The sequence below is a fragment of the Lutibacter sp. B1 genome, assembly GCF_012524075.1.
GTDB lineage: Bacteria > Bacteroidota > Bacteroidia > Flavobacteriales > Flavobacteriaceae > Lutibacter.
The window spans coordinates 49,510-70,954 of the sequence record NZ_JAAZUI010000003.1 but is presented as its reverse complement, the minus strand read 5'-3'; the positions used below and the strand labels follow the sequence as shown (position 1 = coordinate 70,954).

At 30.6% G+C, this 21,445-nt stretch carries 18 protein-coding genes; 6 read left to right on the top strand and 12 right to left on the bottom strand.

The window, feature by feature from the left end; genetic code table 11:
• Positions 1-6 precede the first annotated feature (6 nt).
• The 7 genes from HGB55_RS02655 to HGB55_RS02630 form a co-directional block, all read right to left on the bottom strand.
• Positions 7-1,425, bottom strand: a complete 1,419-nt coding sequence (locus tag HGB55_RS02655) for an OmpA family protein (protein WP_168814393.1) — start codon at positions 1,423-1,425, stop codon at positions 7-9.
• A gap of 117 nt (positions 1,426-1,542) precedes the next feature.
• Entirely contained in the window at positions 1,543-2,904 is a 1,362-nt protein-coding gene (locus HGB55_RS02650) for an OmpA family protein (RefSeq protein ID WP_168814391.1), read from the bottom strand.
• A gap of 115 nt (positions 2,905-3,019) precedes the next feature.
• Complete coding sequence (gene kbl, locus HGB55_RS02645) at positions 3,020-4,213, bottom strand: glycine C-acetyltransferase (protein ID WP_168814389.1); 1,194 nt, start codon at positions 4,211-4,213, stop codon at positions 3,020-3,022.
• 31 nt (positions 4,214-4,244) lie between these two features.
• The gene (locus HGB55_RS02640; RefSeq protein WP_168814387.1) at positions 4,245-7,391 is read right to left on the bottom strand and encodes a UvrD-helicase domain-containing protein; all 3,147 of its coding nucleotides are present in this window, start codon (positions 7,389-7,391) and stop codon (positions 4,245-4,247) included.
• 87 nt (positions 7,392-7,478) lie between these two features.
• Complete coding sequence (locus HGB55_RS02635; protein ID WP_168814385.1) at positions 7,479-7,709, bottom strand: hypothetical protein; 231 nt, start codon at positions 7,707-7,709, stop codon at positions 7,479-7,481.
• 74 nt (positions 7,710-7,783) lie between these two features.
• Positions 7,784-7,912, bottom strand: coding sequence for a hypothetical protein (locus HGB55_RS15570; protein WP_256368413.1), 129 nt, complete (start codon positions 7,910-7,912; stop codon positions 7,784-7,786).
• Between the two features lie 67 nt (positions 7,913-7,979).
• Positions 7,980-8,420 carry a TerB family tellurite resistance protein gene (locus HGB55_RS02630; RefSeq protein WP_168814383.1) on the bottom strand — a complete coding sequence of 147 codons (441 nt, stop codon included), beginning with the start codon at positions 8,418-8,420 and terminating at the stop codon, positions 7,980-7,982.
• Positions 8,421-8,576: 156 nt separating this feature from the next.
• On the opposite strand from HGB55_RS02630, the gene mfd reads away from it, so the two are divergent.
• Positions 8,577-11,930 (top strand): transcription-repair coupling factor, encoded by a 3,354-nt coding sequence (gene mfd / locus HGB55_RS02625; RefSeq protein ID WP_371807796.1) that lies wholly within the window; start codon positions 8,577-8,579, stop codon positions 11,928-11,930.
• Positions 11,927-12,784 carry a DMT family transporter gene (locus HGB55_RS02620; protein ID WP_168814379.1) on the top strand — a complete coding sequence of 286 codons (858 nt, stop codon included), beginning with the start codon at positions 11,927-11,929 and terminating at the stop codon, positions 12,782-12,784. Before mfd ends, HGB55_RS02620 begins: the two co-directional genes overlap by 4 nt.
• On the opposite strand, the gene HGB55_RS02615 is transcribed toward HGB55_RS02620, so the two are convergent.
• Positions 12,785-13,381, bottom strand: coding sequence for an HAD family phosphatase (locus HGB55_RS02615; protein ID WP_168814377.1), 597 nt, complete (start codon positions 13,379-13,381; stop codon positions 12,785-12,787).
• An 89-nt stretch (positions 13,382-13,470) separates the two neighbouring features.
• The gene (gene dprA / locus HGB55_RS02610) at positions 13,471-14,574 is read right to left on the bottom strand and encodes a DNA-processing protein DprA (RefSeq protein WP_168814375.1); all 1,104 of its coding nucleotides are present in this window, start codon (positions 14,572-14,574) and stop codon (positions 13,471-13,473) included.
• Positions 14,575-14,669: 95 nt separating this feature from the next.
• Here dprA and HGB55_RS02605 point away from each other — a divergent pair, with 95 nt between their 5' ends.
• The 4 genes from HGB55_RS02605 to HGB55_RS02590 all read left to right on the top strand — a co-directional run bounded on the left by HGB55_RS02605 (position 14,670) and on the right by HGB55_RS02590 (position 18,356).
• Positions 14,670-15,602 (top strand): SPOR domain-containing protein, encoded by a 933-nt coding sequence (locus HGB55_RS02605; RefSeq protein WP_168814374.1) that lies wholly within the window; start codon positions 14,670-14,672, stop codon positions 15,600-15,602.
• A gap of 64 nt (positions 15,603-15,666) precedes the next feature.
• Positions 15,667-16,176, top strand: coding sequence for an acyl-CoA thioesterase (locus HGB55_RS02600; RefSeq protein ID WP_168814373.1), 510 nt, complete (start codon positions 15,667-15,669; stop codon positions 16,174-16,176).
• A gap of 180 nt (positions 16,177-16,356) precedes the next feature.
• Positions 16,357-17,706, top strand: a complete 1,350-nt coding sequence (locus HGB55_RS02595) for an MATE family efflux transporter (protein ID WP_168814372.1) — start codon at positions 16,357-16,359, stop codon at positions 17,704-17,706.
• A 26-nt stretch (positions 17,707-17,732) separates the two neighbouring features.
• Positions 17,733-18,356: an AAA family ATPase gene (locus HGB55_RS02590; protein WP_168814371.1), complete on the top strand. Its 624-nt coding sequence runs from the start codon at positions 17,733-17,735 to the stop codon at positions 18,354-18,356.
• Between the two features lie 115 nt (positions 18,357-18,471).
• On the opposite strand, the gene HGB55_RS02585 is transcribed toward HGB55_RS02590, so the two are convergent.
• Genes HGB55_RS02585 through HGB55_RS02575 form a run of 3 tightly spaced genes read right to left on the bottom strand, consistent with a single transcriptional unit; the run spans position 18,472 to position 21,431 of the window.
• Positions 18,472-19,701, bottom strand: a complete 1,230-nt coding sequence (locus HGB55_RS02585) for a murein hydrolase activator EnvC (RefSeq protein WP_168814370.1) — start codon at positions 19,699-19,701, stop codon at positions 18,472-18,474.
• Complete coding sequence (locus HGB55_RS02580) at positions 19,701-20,477, bottom strand: DUF4292 domain-containing protein (protein ID WP_168814369.1); 777 nt, start codon at positions 20,475-20,477, stop codon at positions 19,701-19,703. The genes HGB55_RS02585 and HGB55_RS02580 overlap by 1 nt, the downstream gene beginning before the upstream one ends.
• Positions 20,478-21,431: a lipopolysaccharide assembly protein LapB gene (locus HGB55_RS02575; RefSeq protein ID WP_168814368.1), complete on the bottom strand. Its 954-nt coding sequence runs from the start codon at positions 21,429-21,431 to the stop codon at positions 20,478-20,480. It lies immediately after the preceding gene.
• Positions 21,432-21,445 lie beyond the last annotated feature (14 nt).

The window sequence follows — 21,445 nt, the reverse complement described above, 5'->3', positions numbered from 1 at the left end:
AATATTTTAATTCACAATTTTAATTTCAATTCTACGGTTTTTTGTTCTTCCTTCAGCAGTGTCATTTGTTGCTATAGGCATAGATTCTCCAAAACCTTTTGTACTTAAATTAGATTTATCTACTCCTTGTGAAACCAAATAATTTACAACTTTATTTATCCTTTTTATAGATAACTGAAGATTAGTCTCTTCAGATCCTACACTATCTGTATGCCCTTGGATTTGAAATTTTAAATCATTATGATCATTCATTAAGCCAGCTATTTGATTTAGTTGATCCTCATTTTTGGTATAAAATTTATCAGACCCTGAAACAAATAATATACCACGTGCTAATTCAACCAATTTTGCTTCTAATTCTTCATAATTATTATCAATTACAACCGGGCAGCCATTATTATCGGCTGGACCAGTTTCAAATTTACATTTATCTAATCTATCTATCACACCATCACCATCAGTATCTGGTTCAGGGCAGCCATTATTAGAAAGAGGACCTGCTACGGTTGGACAGCCATCGCGCTGATCAATAATTCCATCACCATCAGTATCAGGACAACCATTGTGTTTTATTTCTCCTTTGATATAAGGACAGTTATCCAGTTCATCAGTTACGCCATCTTCATCAGAATCTGGACACCCATTTAATTTAACTGAACCATAAACATTGAGACAATTATCTTCAGAGTCAGGCACTCCGTCTTCATCAGAATCTGGACACCCCTTAAACTCAACCAATCCAAAAACATCCGGACATACATCATCTTTATCAAAAACACCATCATTATCTTCATCGTAACCTCCAAATTTGTATATTATACTTGCTGAATGTTGAAAATGCGGGTAAGATCCGTCATTAAAAAAATGTTTATATATAGTTTGTATTTTAACTCCTAGTTTTTTATACAGCCATATTTTGCTTCCTACTCCGCTATTAAATGACCCATAATTTTTAAATGGCAAACCATTACTATTTCCTGTTTTAGCATTAAAACCTCCTCCCATAATTGCATAAGGGTCGAACCAAGATGTTTTTCCTATAATCTTATTTATATTATAATTTATATTAGCATCAATTGCATAGTATGAAATACTTTTGTCTAACTTAATACTACCTAGTTTCTTAATTTTATTAATACTACCTGCTAATTCTACACTAAAACTTTCATTTAAGTATCTTCCGATACTTAATTTACTTGGAGCTGATATATAATTATAATGATCATTTAAATTAAAAAATTGATCAAACCATTTAGTTGAATTTCCAGCTTCGGATTTCATGCCATGAATATTCGTTGGATAAAAATCTACTGCATTTACTCCAAACCCGATAACCCAAGGATTGTCTTTATCTTGACTTCTTAAATCTGATATGAATATTAAGAAAAAGATTATTAGCGTAATTTTTTTAGATAATATATTCATTTTCATACTTTTAATTTTTACTAATTTAGCTGTAAAAATCAGAACACAAAAATATTTTTTCAAAAAAAAAGCCATTCAAAAATGAATGGCTTTTTAATTTATGTTTTATAAAATCAATTATTTGATCAATTTTACTTCAACTCTTCTGTTTTCAGCTCTACCAGCTCTAGTGTTATTAGATGCTATTGGCATATCTTCACCATAACCTGTTGCAGTTAAGTTACTTTCTGATACTCCTTTAGAAACTAAATATTTTTTAACAGCATTAGCTCTTTTTTCAGATAATTGTTGGTTTAAAGTAGCACTACCTACGCTATCTGTGTGACCACCGATTGCGAATTTAGCAGTAGAATATTTAGCCATTATCTCAGCAGCTGTATCTAATTTAGAATAAGTATCAGCTTTAAAAGTATCTTTTCCTGTATCAAAATATACTGTTTTAAATAACTCATCTAATTTAGCTACTTCAACAGCAGTAATTTCAGGACAACCTTTGTTAGCTACAGTACCAGCTACTTTTGGACAATCATCATCTTTATCTAAAACACCGTCACCATCAACATCTGGCCAAGGACAACCATTGTTAGCAACAGGACCAGCAACTGAAGGACATTCGTCTTTAGAATCAATTACACCGTCACCGTCAGTATCAGGGCAACCATTGTTTGCTTTTGTTCCTTTTTCGTTTGGACAAGCATCGCTTTTATCAGCAATACCATCACCGTCAGCATCTGGACATCCGTTTAATGCAGCTAAACCTGCAGTATTAGGACATGCATCTTCTGAATCGATAATACCATCATTATCAGAATCTGGACAACCTTTAAATTCAGCTAAACCGAATACTTCTGGACAAGCGTCATCTTTGTCAAAAATACCGTCACCATCAGTGTCAGTACCACCAAATTTAACAACTATACCAGCAGAGTGTTGCCAATGTTGAATAATATTACTTTCGAAAGTGTGTTTATATTTTGTTTCTAAATTTAAACCTAAGTTATCTGTAAACCAAACATTGAAACCTGCTCCACCATTAAATGTACCAGTATCCCAATCGTCCATCCAAGTATAACCTCCACCAACAGAAGCATAAGGATCGAACCAAGCAGTTTCACCGATAAGTTTGTTTAAATCGTACTTTACAGTACCATCAACAGCAAAAAATGATAAATCATCAGCTTCAAAATCACCGATTTTTTCAATTTTGTTTAAAGTACCTCCTACTTCTAAACTAAAACCTGCAGCTAAGTATCTGCCAACTGTAAGTTTTGAAATTGCAGGTAAAATGTTGTAATGATCGTCTGCGTTTGCAAATTCATCATACCATTTTCCAGGAAGATCTCCTGAATTTGTAGGATAGAAATCCACTGCGTTTACACCAAAACCAATTGCCCAAGGATTGTTTTCATCTTGTGCATTTACATTGCTGAAACCAGTAATCAATAATAAAGCCAATAAGGCTACTTTTAAATGTTTCATTTTCAAAAATTTAAATTTAATGTTCTTTCTTTTTTCACAAATATAAGCCATAAAAGCTCAATTATAACGACAAAAATACAAAATTATATTAAAATCTATAGTTTTTTTGTGATTTTTATACTACTCCGAGTTTTTTTCCAACCTTAATAAAAGATTTTACGGCCTTTTTTAAATGTTCTTCAGTATGAGCTGCTGACAATTGTACTCTAATTCTTGCTTTACCCTTTGGTACCACAGGATAGAAGAAACCAATCACATATATTCCTTCTTCTAACAGCATATTTGCCATATCTTGAGAAAGTTTAGCATCGTATAACATCACAGGTACTATAGCCGAATCTCCTTTAATTATATCAAATCCGGCTTCATTCATAGCATTTTTAAAATAATTTGTGTTCCATTCCAATTTATCTCTTAGTGAAGTGTCGTTAGATATCATTTCGAAAACTTTTAATGAAGCTCCAACAATTGCAGGTGTTAAAGAATTTGAAAATAAATAAGGTCTGGAACGTTGACGCAGCATTTCAATAATTTCTTTTTTACCTGTTGTATAACCTCCCATTGCTCCTCCTAATGCTTTTCCTAATGTTCCGGTAATAATATCTACTCTACCCATCACATTTTTTAACTCAAGTGTTCCTCTACCTGTTTTCCCTATAAATCCGGCAGCATGACATTCATCTACCATAACTAAAGCATCGTATTTATCAGCCAAGTCACAAATTTTATCTAAGCTTGCTACAATTCCATCCATAGAGAATACCCCGTCTGTAACAATAATTTTAAATCGATGCTTGTTTTTGTTGGCTTCAATAAGTTGTTCTTCTAACGATGCCATATCGTTATTTTCATATCTGTAGCGAGCCGCTTTACACAAGCGTACACCATCAATTATGGAAGCGTGGTTTAAAGAATCTGAAATAATAGCATCTTCTTGAGATAAAAGCGGTTCGAAAACGCCTCCATTTGCATCAAAAGCCGCAGCGTATAAAATTGTGTCTTCAGTTTGATAAAAATCGGCGATTTTTTGCTCTAATTGTTTATGAATATCTTGTGTGCCACAAATAAATCTAACCGACGACATTCCAAAGCCATGAGAATCCATTGCTTCTTTTGCAGCTTGGATAACTTCCGGATTATTTGACAATCCTAAATAATTATTAGCACAAAAATTAATCACCTCTTCACCTGTGCTAATTTTAATCACTGCATCTTGCGACGAGGTTATTATCCGTTCAGTTTTATAAAGTCCTGCATCTTTAATTTCTTGCAGTTCGTTTTGCAAATATTTTTGAATTGTACCGTACATTGTTATTGTTTTTTTACAAATTTAATTCAATTTAAACTTCTTCCACCAAAATTTGATTGTTAATATATACCAGTAATTTTTTTTCGATTTCAAAATCTAAATTCTCTAACGTTTTGGCGTAATTTTTAATTTGATCATGATATTTTTTATCATATTTTCCCGTTTTATAATCAATAATTGTTAGTTTTTCTTCTCTAACTACCAATCTGTCAGGTATAATAATGTTCTTTTCTTTAGTTACAATCTCTTGCTCATTAAAAACCTTGTTATTTTGTTCAAAATAAATTGAAAGCTGCTTATGATTCACTATTTTATATAAGATTTCTGTTATTTCTTCCTGTTCGCTTATAGTGATTATGCCTTTATAAAGATATTGTTGAACCGTTTCTAAAATATCATTTTTAGTTTTTATTTTTGATAAAATTTCGTGTATCAAATTACCATAAACAATTGATTTTCCTTTTTCCGTATCCCATAATAAAGAAGAATTTGCAACAATTGAAATATTGTGATTTTTCCATGAATTATTAATAAAGCTCTGTTGAAAAATTGTTTCTTCATCTCTTTTGGAAATAACATCTGTTCGAGTTGAAGTTCCAAAACAATACTCGTTTTGTTTTTCGTTCCACTGTTCAATTTTCTTTAAATAATTGATAAAGAAATCGGCTGTTGAGCTAAGCTTTTCTTCTTTTTTATTTGATGTCTTTTTACCTGATATTATATACAATTGTTCAACTGCTCTTGTTAAAGCAACATATAAAATATTAAAATTATCCAACTCCAATTCTTCTTTTTGTTGGTCAAATAATTGTATTCCTTGCTCGTCTATATACTTTAATTTGGCACTATAATTTAACAATATAGATTTTATAGTGTTTGATTGTGTGTAATTATACCAAACTTTAGGGTTTATTTGTCTGTAAATATCAATATCATAAGGAAAAATAACTACCGGAAATTCCAAACCTTTTGCTTTGTGAATCGTCATAATTCGCACGGCATTTTTTGCTTCAGGAGCAACAATGCTTAACGCGTCTTTTTTTAACTCCCAATATTCTAAAAAATCACCAATTGATGCTTTTTTCTTTTGCTGAAATTCAAAAACCACATCTAAAAAGAACTGAATATTAGAATCTGACTCCTGAGCCAGATTGAAATTTCTGATGATATATTCAATACTTTCATAAAACGGATTTTGAACAAACTCATTGTAGCTAAAATACACGTTGTATTGCTTCAATTCTTCAAAAAATTGAACATTCGAGTAGTTTATAAATCTATTTAAAAACAAATGTTTATCTTCTTTTAATTGCAAGTATTCGTACAAAAAATAGAGTAATTTTATTTTGTATTCTTTGGTTGAGGGATTTTGTAATACATTCAATAAATCTATTATAAAATCAACTTTTGCGTTATTTTTTAACAACAAAGTTTCTGATGAAATAATCTCAATACCATTTTCCGATAAATATTCAGCAACGTTAACTCCTTGTTTTCGAGTACGCACCAATACGCAAACTTCACTTTTTTGAAAAGAGCTGTCTAAATTTTCAATTATTTCGTATACTTTTTTAGGGAAAACTAAATCCTTTTCTTCATCATCATTTTGTTTTTCTACAAACGACAGTTGAACATAACCACCTTTATTTTCATTTGTGTGTTGGTTGTTTCCTTCAAAATACAACTTACCGTAACTGCTGTTAGCTAAATATTGTGAAATGTGTTTGAAAAAGGAATTATTAAAGTCTATTATCTCTGAATAACTTCTGTAGTTTGTTTCTAAATTTTGTAATTCTTTTTCTACATAAAAAGGGTTATTCGCTTTTCCTGCATCGGTTGCTGATAGCGAAATAAATTGCTCTGCTTTACCTCCTCTCCAACGATAAATTGATTGTTTGGCATCGCCAACCAATAATAACTGCCCTTTTTCACCAGCTTCATTTTCTGATGAAATTGCATTGTCAATTAACGGAATTAAATTTTGCCATTGCATTTCCGATGTATCTTGCATTTCATCAATAAAATAATAACGGTATTTTTCTCCAATCCGTTCATAAATAAATGGTGCAGGTTCGTTTTTAATGGTGTCGCTTATAATTTGATTGAATTCGGCATTCAACAAAACATTATTTTCATTTTTAATTTCTTGTAATGCATTGTTGATATAATTTAAAACTGCCAAAGGAATCAAGCTGTTTAAAATTAAATCGTTCAAAGTTTTCTTTTGAAACAAAACTTCTGATTGATTGTACAAATTCAATAATTGAGGAATACAACTATCTATTGCGCTTTTTACATTTTCCGGTTTCGATTTTGAATAAAATGTTTGCTCATCAATTCTCTCTTTAAGCTTACTTTGATCAAAAAAACTTGCTTTTTGAAATGAAGTTGCCAAATTTTGAAAATGATTTGGAATCATTGAGTAATAAAAATCCTTAAAATCAACACCAATGCCATTGATAATATGTAAGCCTTCGTTTCCAATTCTTTTAAACTCACTCTCAATTTCTTTATTTTCTTTTTGAAGTTTTTCTTTTAGTTTTTTGAACTCGTCAACCGAAACTTTAGAAAGTATTTTTAAATGCTTTGCATGATTTTCGTTCAAAATAATTTCGGCAAACGTTTTGAGTTCTAAAGAAATATCCCAAGATTTATCATCGTCTAATTTTTGGAGTGAAAAAGCTACCAGCAAATCGGTTAGCTCTTTAGTATCTCCAATTTTAGAAATCACAATATCAACCGCTTCATTTAACAAACTTTTAGAATCCATTTCTACCTCAAAATTTAATGGAAGTTTTAAATCGTACGCAAAAGTTCTGATTAATTTATGTGTAAAAGCATCAATTGTTGTAATATTAAATGCCGAATAGTTTTGCAAAATTGCATTTAAAATTACTTTAGATCTTATAAAAACCGTTTCTTCTGTTAAGCCTGTTTCGTTACAAATTACCGATAACATGCTATTTGTTGTGTTTTTTGAAAATACATTTAAATTCTCAATAATACGCTCTTTCATTTCACCAGCAGCTTTATTAGTGAAGGTAACAGCTAAAATTTGCTGAAATTTAAAAGTATTGGTGCTTTGTAAAAGAATTTTTAAATATTCTTTTACCAATGTGAAAGTTTTTCCGCTCCCTGCAGATGCGTTATATACTTGAAATGAAGTTGCGTTTGGCACTTGTTTAATTTTACTGCAAAATACTATTTTAAACACAAAAAGCCGAACAAATTGTTCGGCTTTTTTCAATATAAACATTAAACTTAATTAGATTCTATTCACATATTTTACAGCTTTTGTGAACTCCTCCAAATCATTATCATTCAAAACCAAATGTATAGCTTCGTCAACTACTTTTTCAACATTATCTGTTGGAAAACCCAATCCGTAACAAATTTTTCTTAACACTTTGGCTTCAATTCCTGTAACTTCATTATCAGCAAAAATCATTTTGGTTAAATCGTATAAATGTTCAATACGTTCATCGTAATTATGCAAACTGTGCGCACAAAATTTTTCTGGATTTGCTAGAATTTCGTCATATTTTTCATCTAAAATATGAAACTTGGTTGCTATTTTTTTAAAAACTTTTCTTCTCCTTCAGTAATAACATTATCAGCTAAAGCTAATTTCACTAAACTTGCAAAATGATCAAAATTTCTTTTTTGCTCTCCGTTTAGATTATGGTCAGATATTTTCATGTTTTTGATTTTTTGTGAACAAATATAAATAAACTAACCAAATTTACATCATGCTTAATCCCGAAGGTTAATGTTTCATAGGATTTACTTTTTTAATTTTATTTTTAAAATCTTCTAAATCAGGTTCTTTAAAAAAGAACTTTACCGCTTCTTTTACCACATCTCTTGCGTGTTCTACAGGAAATCCCAAACCTATAGCAATTCTGTCCATTGTAGACATTTTATCAATCGTAGGATTTCTATCAACAAATAACATTTTAGTTAAGTCGTATAATCGTTCAAGTCTGTCCTCATAACTTACCGGAGGGTTTTCAGGATAATTAGTTGGATTTTTTAAAATATCTTTAAATTCAGTTTTGCTAATATCTAATCTTAAAGCTAATCTTTTTAATAGTATAAATTCATCAGAATCTATTTTACCATCCATAAGAGCTAGTCTAACAATAGTAGCAAAATGTCCAATATTTTCTTCATGCAAACCCGTTGGATACAAATCTGAAATAGTCATAATACATTGTTTTTAAAAATTTCGCTCTTATAAATTTAAGAAATTTTAACGATTTTTTTTTCATTTTTCATAAAATACTACCTTTGGCAAAATTTGCAACTTTTGAGCAAACAACATATTATTAAAACTTTTGAGCAAGCTGTTCAGCAAAAACAGATAGTTCAACTCCTTTCAAAAGGCAATCACCATTTTCAAATTTCGAATTTGGTTGGATCGTCATTGTCTTTTGTTATTTCTGAAACTTTTAAAAAGGCCGAAAAACCTTTCTTATTAATTTTTAATGATAAAGAAGAAGCCGCTTATTATTTAAATGATTTAGAACAACTTTTAAATGATAACGATGTACTTTTTTATCCGGGTTCGTACCGAAGACCTTATCAGATTGAAAAAACCGATAATGCGAATGTTTTATTGCGATCGGAAGTTTTAAATCGAATAAATTCGCGAAAAAAACCGGCTATTATTGTTACCTATCCTGAAGCACTTTTTGAACAAGTTGTTACAAAGGCTGAACTAAACAGAAATACCTTAAAAATAAGTGTAAACGACAATTTAAGTTTAGATTTTGTAAACGAAGTGTTGTTTGAATATCATTTTAACAGAGTCGATTTTGTTACAGAACCCGGCGAATTTTCGGTTAGAGGTGGTATTATTGATGTGTTTTCGTTTTCTAATGATGAACCCTACCGAATAGAATTTTTTGGTGATGAAGTTGAAAGCATCAGAACTTTTGATGTTGAAACCCAACTTTCAACTGAAAAACTAAAGAAAATAAACATTATGCCTAATGTTGAAAACAAGGCATTAGATGAAAAACGTGAAAGTTTTTTAAAATACATTTCCGATAAAACGGTTGTTTTTACTAAAAATATTGAGTTGTTTTCTGATAGGTTAGACAAGCTTTTCAGTAAAGCCGAAAGTGCTTTTAGTAATTTATCAAGTGCCATAAACCACGCAAAACCAAACGAATTATTTTGCAATGGTGAGCATATAAAAAATGAACTTCAAGATTTTAGTGTTGTTGAAATTGTTAATTCACTTCAATCAGAGCTTGATTCGAAATCGCATCAAAAGATTCAGGATCAACGCTTCGACTCCGCTCAGCGACCTACTCAGAACGAAGGTTCAATTATTTTCAATACAAAACCGCAGCCTTCATTTAATAAACAATTCGATTTATTAATTGAAAATTTGCATCAAAACACAAAAAATGGTTTTGAAAACTATCTTTTTTGTGATTCGCAAAAACAAGCCAATCGTTTTCACGATATTTTTAATGATGTTGATAAAGAAATTGAATACAAAACCATTGTTTTTCCATTATATCAAGGATTTATTGATATAGAAAACAAACTTGTTTGTTATACCGACCACCAAATTTTTGAACGTTACCATAAATTCCGCTTAAAAAATGGTTACGCAAAAAAGCAAGCCATCAGCTTAAAAGAACTTACAAATCTTGAAATTGGTGATTATGTAACTCATATTGACCACGGTATTGGTAAATTTGGCGGACTTCAAAAAATTGATGTTGAAGGAAAAAAACAAGAAGCTATTAAACTTATTTATGGTGACAGAGATATTTTATACATCAGCATTCATTCGCTTCATAAAATTTCAAAATACAACGGTAAAGACGGTACAGCTCCTAAATTATACAAATTAGGTTCCGGTGCATGGCAAAAATTAAAACAGAAAACAAAATCGCGCATACGTCATATTGCTTTTAATTTAATTGAACTGTATGCAAAACGTAAAATCCAAAAAGGATATCAGTACAATTTGGACAGTTATTTGCAAAATGAATTAGAAGCCAGTTTTATTTATGAAGACACGCCTGATCAATCTACAGCAACACAAGATGTAAAAAATGATATGGAAAGTCAACAGCCTATGGATAGGTTGGTTTGTGGTGATGTTGGTTTTGGTAAAACCGAGGTTGCCGTTAGAGCAGCTTTTAAAGCAGTAGATAATGGTAAACAAGTTGCCATTTTAGTACCTACTACAATTTTAGCGTTTCAGCATTTTAAAACGTTTAGCGAACGCTTAAAAGATTTTCCTGTTGCTGTTGAATATTTAAATAGATTTAGAACAGCAAAACAACGTAAAGGAGTTTTAGAAGGTTTAGCTAATGGTTCGGTTGATATTGTTATTGGTACACATCAGCTTACAAATTCAGCCATAAAATATAAAGATTTAGGCCTTTTAATTGTTGATGAAGAACAAAAATTTGGTGTAGCAGTTAAAGATAAACTCAAAACACTAAAAGAAAATATTGATACGCTAACACTTACCGCCACACCAATACCAAGAACGTTACAGTTTTCGTTAATGGCAGCGCGTGATTTATCTGTTATCAGTACACCGCCACCAAACCGCCATCCCATTGAAAGTAATGTGATTCGTTTTAATGAAGAAATAATTCGTGATGCTATTCGATATGAAATTCAACGAGGTGGACAAGTATTTTTTATTCATAACAGAATTGAAAATATTAAAGAAGTTGCCGGAATGTTGCAACGCTTGGTGCCTGATGCAAAAATTGGTATTGGTCACGGGCAAATGGATGGTAAAAAATTAGAAGGTTTAATGCTTTCATTCATCAATAATGAATTTGATGTGTTAGTTTCCACTACTATTATTGAAAGTGGTTTGGATGTTCCAAATGCAAATACCATTTTTATAAATAACGCAAACAATTTCGGTTTATCCGATCTACATCAAATGCGTGGTAGAGTTGGGCGCTCCAATAAAAAAGCTTTTGCTTATTTTATTACACCTCCGTATCATATGATGACCGAAGAGGCACGAAAACGAATACAAGCAATTGAATTGTTTACCGATTTAGGAAGCGGAATTAACATTGCTATGAAAGATTTGGAAATTCGTGGTGCAGGTGATTTATTAGGTGGTGAACAAAGTGGTTTTATTAACGATATTGGTTTTGAAACCTATCAAAAAATATTAAATGAAACCATTGAAGAACTGAAAGAAAATGAGTTTAAAGACTTGTATAAAGACACTTCAGATAAACCTAAAGAATATGTAAAAGAAATTCAAATTGATACCGATTTTGAAATTCTTTTTCCTGATGATTATATCAACGTAATTACAGAACGTTTAAACCAATACAATAGGTTAGGTGAGCTTAAAAACGAAGATGAATTGCAAAAATTTGAATTAGAACTCATTGACCGTTTTGGTGAACTTCCAACACAAGTAGTTGATTTATTAAACAGTGTTCGCATAAAATGGATTGCAAAAAAATTGGGTATTGAAAGGCTTATTTTAAAGCACAATAAAATGGTTGGTTATTTTATTGCAAATCAGCAAAGTTCTTATTACCAAACGCCTATATTTACAAAAGTGCTGCAATTTGTACAACAAAATACAGCAAGTTGTACTATGAAAGAGAAAGAAACTAAAAACGGATTGCGTTTATTAGTAACCTTTACTAAAATTACTTCTGTTAAAAAAGCGTTAGAAACCCTTCAAAAAATGAACAGTTGAAAAATCAACACTTAAAAAATATCATCGAACTTAATATTGCGGTCATTTTGATAAGTACATCAGGACCGTTAGGGAGATTTGTTTCTATGCCGCCTCCTGTTACCATTTGGTTTCGTTGTTTATTTGCTGCTGTAATTTTAGGACTGTTTTGCTGGTATAAAAAAATTAATCTCAAAGTTTTTAATAAAAGAGATTTGGCTTCAATTATTGTAAGTGGCTTATTTTTTGGAGCGCATTGGGTTACTTATTTTTATGCCTTACAACTTTCTAATGTAGCTATAGGAATGCTTTCTTTATTTACCTATCCTGTAATTACAGCTTTATTAGAGCCTGTTTTTTTTAGAACAAAGCTTAACTTTAAACACGTAGTTTTAGGAATTATAGTACTTATCGGTATCTATTTTTTATCTCCGGAATTTAACTTAGAAAATAACCATACCAAAGGTGTTATTTTTGGGTTGATCTCAGCTGTTTTTTACGCAATTCGAAATATTTTAATGAAAAAGAAAGTGACAAATTACCATGGTTCAATGCTTATGTTTTACCAAATGGTAATAGTTACATTGGTTTTATGGCCTGTATTATTTGTTTTTGAAGTAAACCCAACAGTAAACGATTGGAAAGCGTTAGCGGCTTTAGCTTTGGTAACAACCTCTATTGGGCACACTTTATTTGTAATGAGTTTTAAAAACTTCAACGTAAGTACTGCAAGTATAATGAGTAGTGTACAACCTGTTTATGGCATTTTAATGGGAATGTTATTTTTAAATGAAATTCCTAGTTTAACTATTTTTATTGGTGGCTTTTTAATTGTAGCAACAGTAATTATTGAAAGTATCAATCATAAAAAATAGTTATACTTTAAACTCCATTTCATAATAATCGTTTATATCAACTACCATCATTCCTGCTTTTTCTGCAGCTTGTATCCCCAAAATACCATCTTCAAAAACCACACAATCTTTTGGATTTACTCCCATAAGCTCAGCACATTTCAAAAAGGTTTCAGGATGTGGTTTAAAGTTCGTAACATCATCTGAAGTAACAACCACATCAAAATAAGAATTCATTCCAATTACTTCTAAAGTTTTAAAAGCTCCTGCTTTGTGACTTCCGGTGCCAATTGACATAGGTAAAATACCATGATATTTTCTAACAACATCGGTAACAACTTTAATTTCTTCTGTTAAGTGTGCCAATTTTTCAAAGTGATTTGATTTTACATCTCCCACCTTTTGAGTATCCATATTTGTTCCGAACATTTCATTTAATTTTTCAATAGTTGCGGTACGAGGCATACCCGTAAGTTCTTTAAATAACGTTGCATTAAAATCTATTCCGTGTGGTAAAATTGCTTTTCTCCATGCTTCAAAATGATTTTGCATTGTATTAGCAACTGTGCCGTCTAAATCAAAAATAAGTCCTTTTGCTTGTTTTGAGATTTCTATCATCTTTTTTATTTTATTCAGCAAAAATAAAGATTAATACTCCATTTCATCGGTAAAACAATAAGATTTAAAGTTATTTTAATATTTAAAAATTAAACTGCCTCAAATAATTTGCCCGGTAATGGTTTTACAACACCTTTCATTTCCAAATTGAATAGTACAGAGGTTGTTTGGTGAATTGGCAGTTGACAGTTTACAGAAATTATATCTAACAATTCCTTTCCGTTTTGAAGCAGAAAATCGTATACATGCTCTTCAATTTCTGTAAGTTCTACAAAAAGTTGCTTTTGAATAACTTTTGGGTTTTCATTTTTTAATTCCCAATTCAACATTTCAATTACATCTTCAGCAGAAGTTAAAATTGCTGCTTTATTACTTCTAATTAAAGCGTTGCAACCTTTACTGTAAACATCTGTAGTTCTTCCCGGAACTGCAAAAACATCTCTATTATATGAATTTGCTATATCGGCTGTTACTAATGAACCTCCTTTTTCAGCAGATTCAATTATTATTGTAGCATCAGAAATGCCTGCAACAATGCGATTTCTTTTTAAAAAATTTTCACGATAAATACTGTTATCATGCCAAAACTCTGTTAAAAAACCACCGTTTTTATGTATTTCGTTTATGTATTTTTTATGAATTTTAGGATAAACATCTTCCAACCCATGCGCTAAAACTCCAATGGTTTGCAACTTGTTTTTTAAGGCAGCTTTATGAGCGCAAATATCAACTCCGTATGCAAAACCACTTACAATTATTGGATTATATTGTTTAAGATCGTGTATTAGGTTTTCGCAAAAATCACGACCGTAACTTGTAATTTTTCTGGTTCCAACAACACTTATAATGGGCTGATTTTTAAAATTGATATTCCCTTCTTTAAAAAGCAAAATTGGAGCATCTAAACAATGTTTTAATTTTTCGGGATATTCTTTATCTAAAAAATAAAGGGTAGAAATATTATTTTTTCGGATATAATTAAGCTCTTTTTCAGCTTCTTTCAAATTGGTCGAATCAAATAGATTTTTAACCGTTAATGTACCAATTCCATTAATTTTTTCAAGTAAACTTCTTTTCTCTTTAAATACATTTTTAGCACTGCCACAGTGAGAAATCAGCTTTTTTGCACTTACATCTCCTATTCCTTTAACGCATTGCAACGCTAAAACATACAGTAAATCTTCTTCAAGCATTTTTTAACAATTTGAGGGTCAATATATAAAATTATTGTTAATAAAAAATAGCATAACTTTTAATTTTAAGTGTGCTTTTTTCTATATTTGTTTTAATGACTTTAGCAAAATACATAAGCGATTTATTATACAGATATGAATGTGTGATTGTACCAAATTTTGGAGGTTTTGTTACTAACGAAATTTCGGCAAGAGTAAATAATTACACGCATACTTTTTATGCTCCTTCCAAACAATTAACTTTTAATTCTCATTTACAAAATAATGATGGATTATTGGTAAATTATGTAGCCGGTGCAAAAAATATTTCATATTCAAATGCTGTTGAATTTATTGAAACTGAAGTTGATTTTTGGAAAAATTCTTTGAAAAAGGAAGAACTTGAATTGGAAAATATTGGTTCTTTCAATTTGAACAGTGAAGGAAAACTTATTTTTGAACCTAATAAAACGGTTAATTATTTAACATCTTCGTTTGGTTTAAGTTCTTATGTTTCTCCGGCTGTAAAACGCATCGCATACAAAGAAAAAGTACGACAATTAGAAACCGTTGCACCTATCCTTCCTTCAGAAGAAAATAAGCGTAAAACTCCTGCATTTATAAAATACGCAGCTACTGCTGCAATTATTTTTGCTTTGGGTTCTGTAGGTTGGAATCAGTACCAAACACATCAATACAACAACATGGTTGCTAAAGCTGAACAACAACAGCAAAAAGTAGAAAAAACCATACAAGAAGCAACTTTTGTTATAAGCAATCCATTGCCTGCTATCACTTTAAATGTTACCAAAGAAACCTTTAATTACCACATTATTGCCGGAGCATTTAGAGAGCCTGAAAATGCTGAAAAAAAATTAATTCAGCTTATTGAAAAAGGATACAATGCTAAAATTTTAGGTGTTAATAAATGGAATTTAACTCAGGTAGCGTATGAGAGTTTTAACTCTAAAAATGATGCTATCAATACACTAAATAAAATTAAAAGAACTGAATCTTCTGAAGCTTGGCTGCTTGTTAAAGAATACTAGAATTCACTTTTAAACACATTCTTCTTTTAAAAAATACCCATATCTTTGTGAAAAACTATTTGGCATGGTAAAAACACCTAAAGAATCGCTTACAATTTTAACTGATATTGTTTTGCCCGGAGAAACCAATCCGCTAGGGTATTTATTTGGAGGTGAATTATTGGCAAGAATGGATAGAGCCTGTAGTATTGCTGCAAAAAGACATTCGCACAGCATTGTAGTAACAGCATCTGTAAACCATGTTTCTTTTAAAAAACCTGTACCTGTTGGTAGTGTTGTTTCTGTTGAAGCAAAAGTTTCTCGTGCTTTTAAATCATCAATGGAAGTGTATGTTGATGTTTGGATTGAAGATAGAGAAACCTTACAACGAACTAAAGTTAACGAAGGAATTTATACGTTTGTAGCTCTAGATAAGTTTGGAAAAACTGTTGAAGTTCCTGAAGTTAAACCTGAAACTGATCTTGAAATTGAACGTTATGAAGGTGCTTTAAGACGTAAACAACTAAGTTTAATACTTTCAGGTAAAATGAATCCACACCAAGCTACAGAATTAAAAGCCTTATTTGCTGATTAACATCAACCCTTTCAATTATATTTTTAATAAATTAAATATAGATTTTTCAATTCAATACTGAAAATAATAGTAATTTCGAAGCCTTAATCAATTCAATTTTATTGTTCGCACCATTAACTCTGCAATACTAATTTCTAATTGATTTGATTTTGTTTTTTTAAGGACAAGTTAAATAAATTTATGGAGAAAAAAGGATCTCCTATAGCATTAGGTAGTGAAAATGTGTGGAGTTTGCTTATGCAATATGCCATTCCGGCTGTAATTGCTATGACGGCAGCATCGCTATATAACATAACTGATAGTGTTTTTATCGGTCAAGGAGTAGGTGCGTTGGCTATATCAGGATTAGCTATTACTTTTCCTTTAATGAATCTAGCAGCTGCGTTTGGATCATTAGTTGGAGCAGGTGCGGCTGCGTTAATGTCATTACGTTTAGGACAAAAAGACTACAGTACTGCCAACAATATTTTAGGGAACGTATTTTCATTAAACTTAATTTTTGGGATTACTTATACGGTAATAATACTCCTTTTTCTTGATCCTATACTCTATTTTTTTGGTGCCAGTTCCGATACTATCCCATATGCCCACGATTATATGATAATTATTACACTTGGTAATGTAATAACACACATGTATCTTGGTTTAAATGCCTTATTGCGATCAACCGGCAATCCTCAAAAATCAATGTATGCTACCATTTTTTCAGTTATCATCAATATTGTATTAACACCCTTATTTATTTATGTATTAAACTGGGGAATAAAAGGAGCTGCGTTTGCTACAGTTATAGCTCAAACATCTATGTTAATTTGGCAAATAAAGCTATTTAGTAACAAGAAAAATTTAGTTCATTTACAGAAGGGAATATATAAGTTAAAACGCAAAATTGTAGTTGATTCTTTATCAATTGGTATGGCTCCGTTTTTAATGAATGCAGCTACAAGTATAATTGTAATTATCATCAATCAAAGTCTTATAAAGCATGGTGGTGACTTGGCTGTTGGTGCTTACGGAATTATAAATCGAGTTTCGGCTCTTTTTCTTATGATTGTAATGGGACTTAACCAAGGTATGCAGCCTATTGCCGGCTATAATTTTGGAGCCAAACAATATATCAGAGTAAATCAAGTATTAAAATTAACTATTATTTTAGCTACCGGTATAATGGCTGTAGGCTTTTTAATGAGTGAAATTTTTCCTCATACCATTGCTGCCGTTTTTACCAATGATAAAGAATTAATCGCAATAGCCGTACCGGGTTTACGCATAGTATTGTTTCTGTTTCCTATTGTAGGTTTTCAAATGGTTACCTCAAATTTCTTTCAAAGTATTGGAATGCCGGGCAAAGCCATTTTTATGTCGTTAGCTCGTCAAGTACTTTTTTTATTACCGTGCCTTCTTATTTTCCCGTCATTCTTCGGAATAAAAGGTGTTTGGTACAGTATGCCTACGGCAGATTTGTTATCAAGTATTGTAGCAGCATATTTGCTAATTACACAATATCGAAAATCTAAAATTATGATGTAACTTTATTCTTCTAAAACAATTCAACCATGGACGAAAAATTTTTTATAAATATAGGGAGACAGCTTGGTAGTGGAGGTCGAATAATTGGAAAAAAATTAGCTTCTGAATTAAACATTTCTTTTTACGACAAGGAATTGATTCGAATTGCATCGCAGGAAAGCGGGCTAGGGAAAGAGATTTTTGAACAAGCTGATGAAAAAGAAAGTCATAGTCTTTTAGGAGGTTTATTTGGTTTACGTACTTCTTTAATTGATGAAATTAATGTGAATAATTACCTGTGTAACGAGACATTGTTTAAAATACAAAGTGATGTTATCCGCGAATTGGCTGAACAGAAATCATGTCTTTTTGTAGGGCGTTGTGCTGATTATGTTTTACATGAAAATCCACGCTGCGTAAATGTATTTATTAGTGCCAATATAGAAGACCGAGTAAAACGTATTGCTGAAATTCAACAATTATCGGAGAGTAAAGCCAAAGATTTTATTGAGAAAATGGATAAAAAACGCGCAGGATATTATAACTATTACAGCAACAAAGTTTGGGGAGCTGCTGAATCATACCATATCTGTATCAATTCTTCAGCCCTTGGTATTAAAGGTACTGTGACTTTAATCCAACAATTTGTAAAACAAAAGTTTGGATTCTAATGAATTATAAATAAGTGCACTTATTTAAAAAAACAATATGCTTATCGGCTATATAAAAAGTACAATCAACGTAAGACTTATACCTGCTATTGTATAATAAATTTCATTGTGAAAATCACATTCTATAAATCCACGCTGTTGGATTTTCCGTTTTAGCATTATTTGTTAAAACAAAGCTTAAAATGGTTTTTCCTGTAATTTTATCGGTAAAAATGGTTCCTATTTCTTGTTTGGTGGTAACTTTATCGCCTTTTTTAACCCAAACATTCTCTAAATTTTTATAAACCGTAATATAATTACCATGTTGTATTAGAACGGCTTTTTTATTACCCGTCATCACCTGAACCGCTAAAACAGTTCCATTAAAAACAGCTCTGGCTTTACTGCCTTCATTAGTTGTAATTCTAACACCGTTACTTTGTATAGTTGCAGTTTTTACTATAGGATGCGGTTGTTTACCGTAATATGTAGAAACGTACCCTTTTTCTACAGGCCAAGGCAATTTCCCTTTGTTTTGTGTAAATTGCGAAGCTAATTCTTTTGCTTCAGCAGTTAAAGCAAACGTTGCCGAAGAACTTCCGGAGATTTCACCTTTATTTCTTTTATTCGACGCTGCAATAGCATCTCTAATAATTTTATCAATCTGAGCATTTATTCGTTCTTCTTCTTTTTGAAATTGCTGAATTTGCTTTTTATACTTGCTTTCTTTTTTCTTTACCTGACTTAATAAATTCTCTTGCTCCTTTTTCTCATTTTCAATGGCTAATTGCTCTTGTTTTTTCTCATTTAAAAGAGCTTGTTTTTGCTGTTTTTTTACCGTTAAAGAATCTGTTAAAACTTGCAACTGAGCTGTTTTTTCTTGAATTACTTCTCCTTGTTTCTTTCTAAACTTGGTGTATTGATTCATGTACTGAAATCTTTTGTACGCCTGAAAAAAGTTTTCAGAAGAAAGCAAAAACATAATTCGGCTATTTTGAGATTTACTTTTATACGATTTAAAAATCATATCAGCATAATCTTTTTTTAAGGCTTCCAACTCTCTTTTATACTCATTAATTTCAAGCTGATTTAAATAGATCTCATTTCCTAGCTCGTTGGTTTCATTAGTTATTGCGTTAATAAATTCTTCCCGAGTTTTAATTTTATCTTTCAAATCTTTTAAATCATCCAGCACATTTTTTTCTTTCCTTTTGGTATTTGAAAGCAACGCATTTATGTAAACCTTATCTTTTTGCAGCTGTATACGGCGGGCTTCAAGGCGTTCTCTTTTCGATTTTTGAGCCGAAACATTTATACTTAACAGCAGCGCTAAAACAATAAGAATATGATGTAATTTAAACTGCATTATTTTAAACTAATTTCTTTATAACCATTTGGTATAGAAAACGGAAAAGTTAATTCTTTATCAAATTCTACTGATCGATATTCAATATCTATGGTAGTTAACTTCTTTTTTTCTATAGCTTTAATTTTTATATCTTCAGGAAATTGAATTCCGTTAACATTTTGATATTTTGGATATGAAACTGTTAATAGTTGTTGTTTTGCCGGATTTCTAATTTCTTGTTTATTTAACTTAAAATTTTCCGGATTCATAAAAAACAAAATATTAAATAATTCATTGTCTTTTTTTGGCATTATTCGATACAAATTATCTTCAATTGAAGATATATATTTTCCTTTTTTCAAATTAAATACTGCTTGTCCTAACAATATATTTTGTACTTTTTCATAATCTAATTCTGTACCTAACCATTTGCTTAGCAAAGAAAAATCTCCATCAAAATACGTTTTATCCAATTTTTCGTAATAACTAACTCTGGTTGGAGTAATTTTTAATTTCGCTAAAGGTATCCCTAATTTTGTTGCGCTCATCCAAATAGTTTTATCTTTCTCAATTCGCAACTTTATATTAGCACTAACCGATGTTTTTTTATCTTTATATTTCACATCTAATTTAGCTGTTACCGTATTTTGTTTAAAATTATTCTCGTAATGATTGCTAATTATTTTTTTGGTTGATAATACACTTATAGTTTCGGCTGTTGTTATGTTTTTAGTGGATTTACATGAAGTAATTCCTAATAACAGCACTACACATAATTTTGAAAAATGTTTCATTTAATTTTCTTTTCTTAACTCCTTAGCTTTTTGTTGGTATTTTAAAGCTTCATTATTGTTATTTAAACCTTTGTAACTTATTGATAGTTCTTCATAAAAATCTGCTTCTAATTTATTATTATCAATAACAAAATCAATGCCAACTGTAAGAACGGAAATTGCTTCGTTATATTTTCCAAGTTTGTTTAAAGCTAAACCATTCATTTTATACAAAAAGGACTGCGAAGGAAATAATTCTAATGCTTCTTTACTATCGTTATACAAGTTTTCAAAATATTCGCTTTCTGCTTCTTTAATTAAAATTTGTTGTAGTATTTTGTAATCTTTATGTTCCTTGTACTGTTTTTTTAATGTTTCAATATCTTCATTAGAAGTATCTATATTATTTTGAGAAGTTAAAACCGGTAATTTTCTGTTTTCAAGATATTCTTTATAACTTTTAATTCTAGTGGTTGACAAAGCCATGTCTTCTATTTCTAAAATTAATTTACCAGCTTTTTCAAATTCTCTGTTCTGAATGTACAACAACACCAACTCATCACTAAATTTAGGGTTTAACTTAATAATTTCTTTTTGAATTTCAATTGCTTTTTCTAAATTATTCTTAGCCTTATAAATAGCTTCTTTATGCTGTAATAAATACACATTTTTAGGTTCTTTTTTCAAGGCTCTGTTTACAAATATTTCGGCTTCTTCATATTTTTTTAGTTCCAAATAATTTTTTGAAAGTTCAAACTCTACAGCAGTATTATTTTGGTCTATCTCGTAACATTTTTCAAGACTTTCAACTGCTTTTCCAAAATTATTGATTGCTTTTTGCTTTAGAGCTTCAAAAAAATGTTCTTGAAAATTTAAGTTATTTTCTTCAAAAAAAGGTTGAATTTGAGCATAAGAAAATCCTGTAACAACCAAGGCTACAACCAAAAAAAATCTATGTATACTTTTTGTGCTCATTTACAGGTGCAATA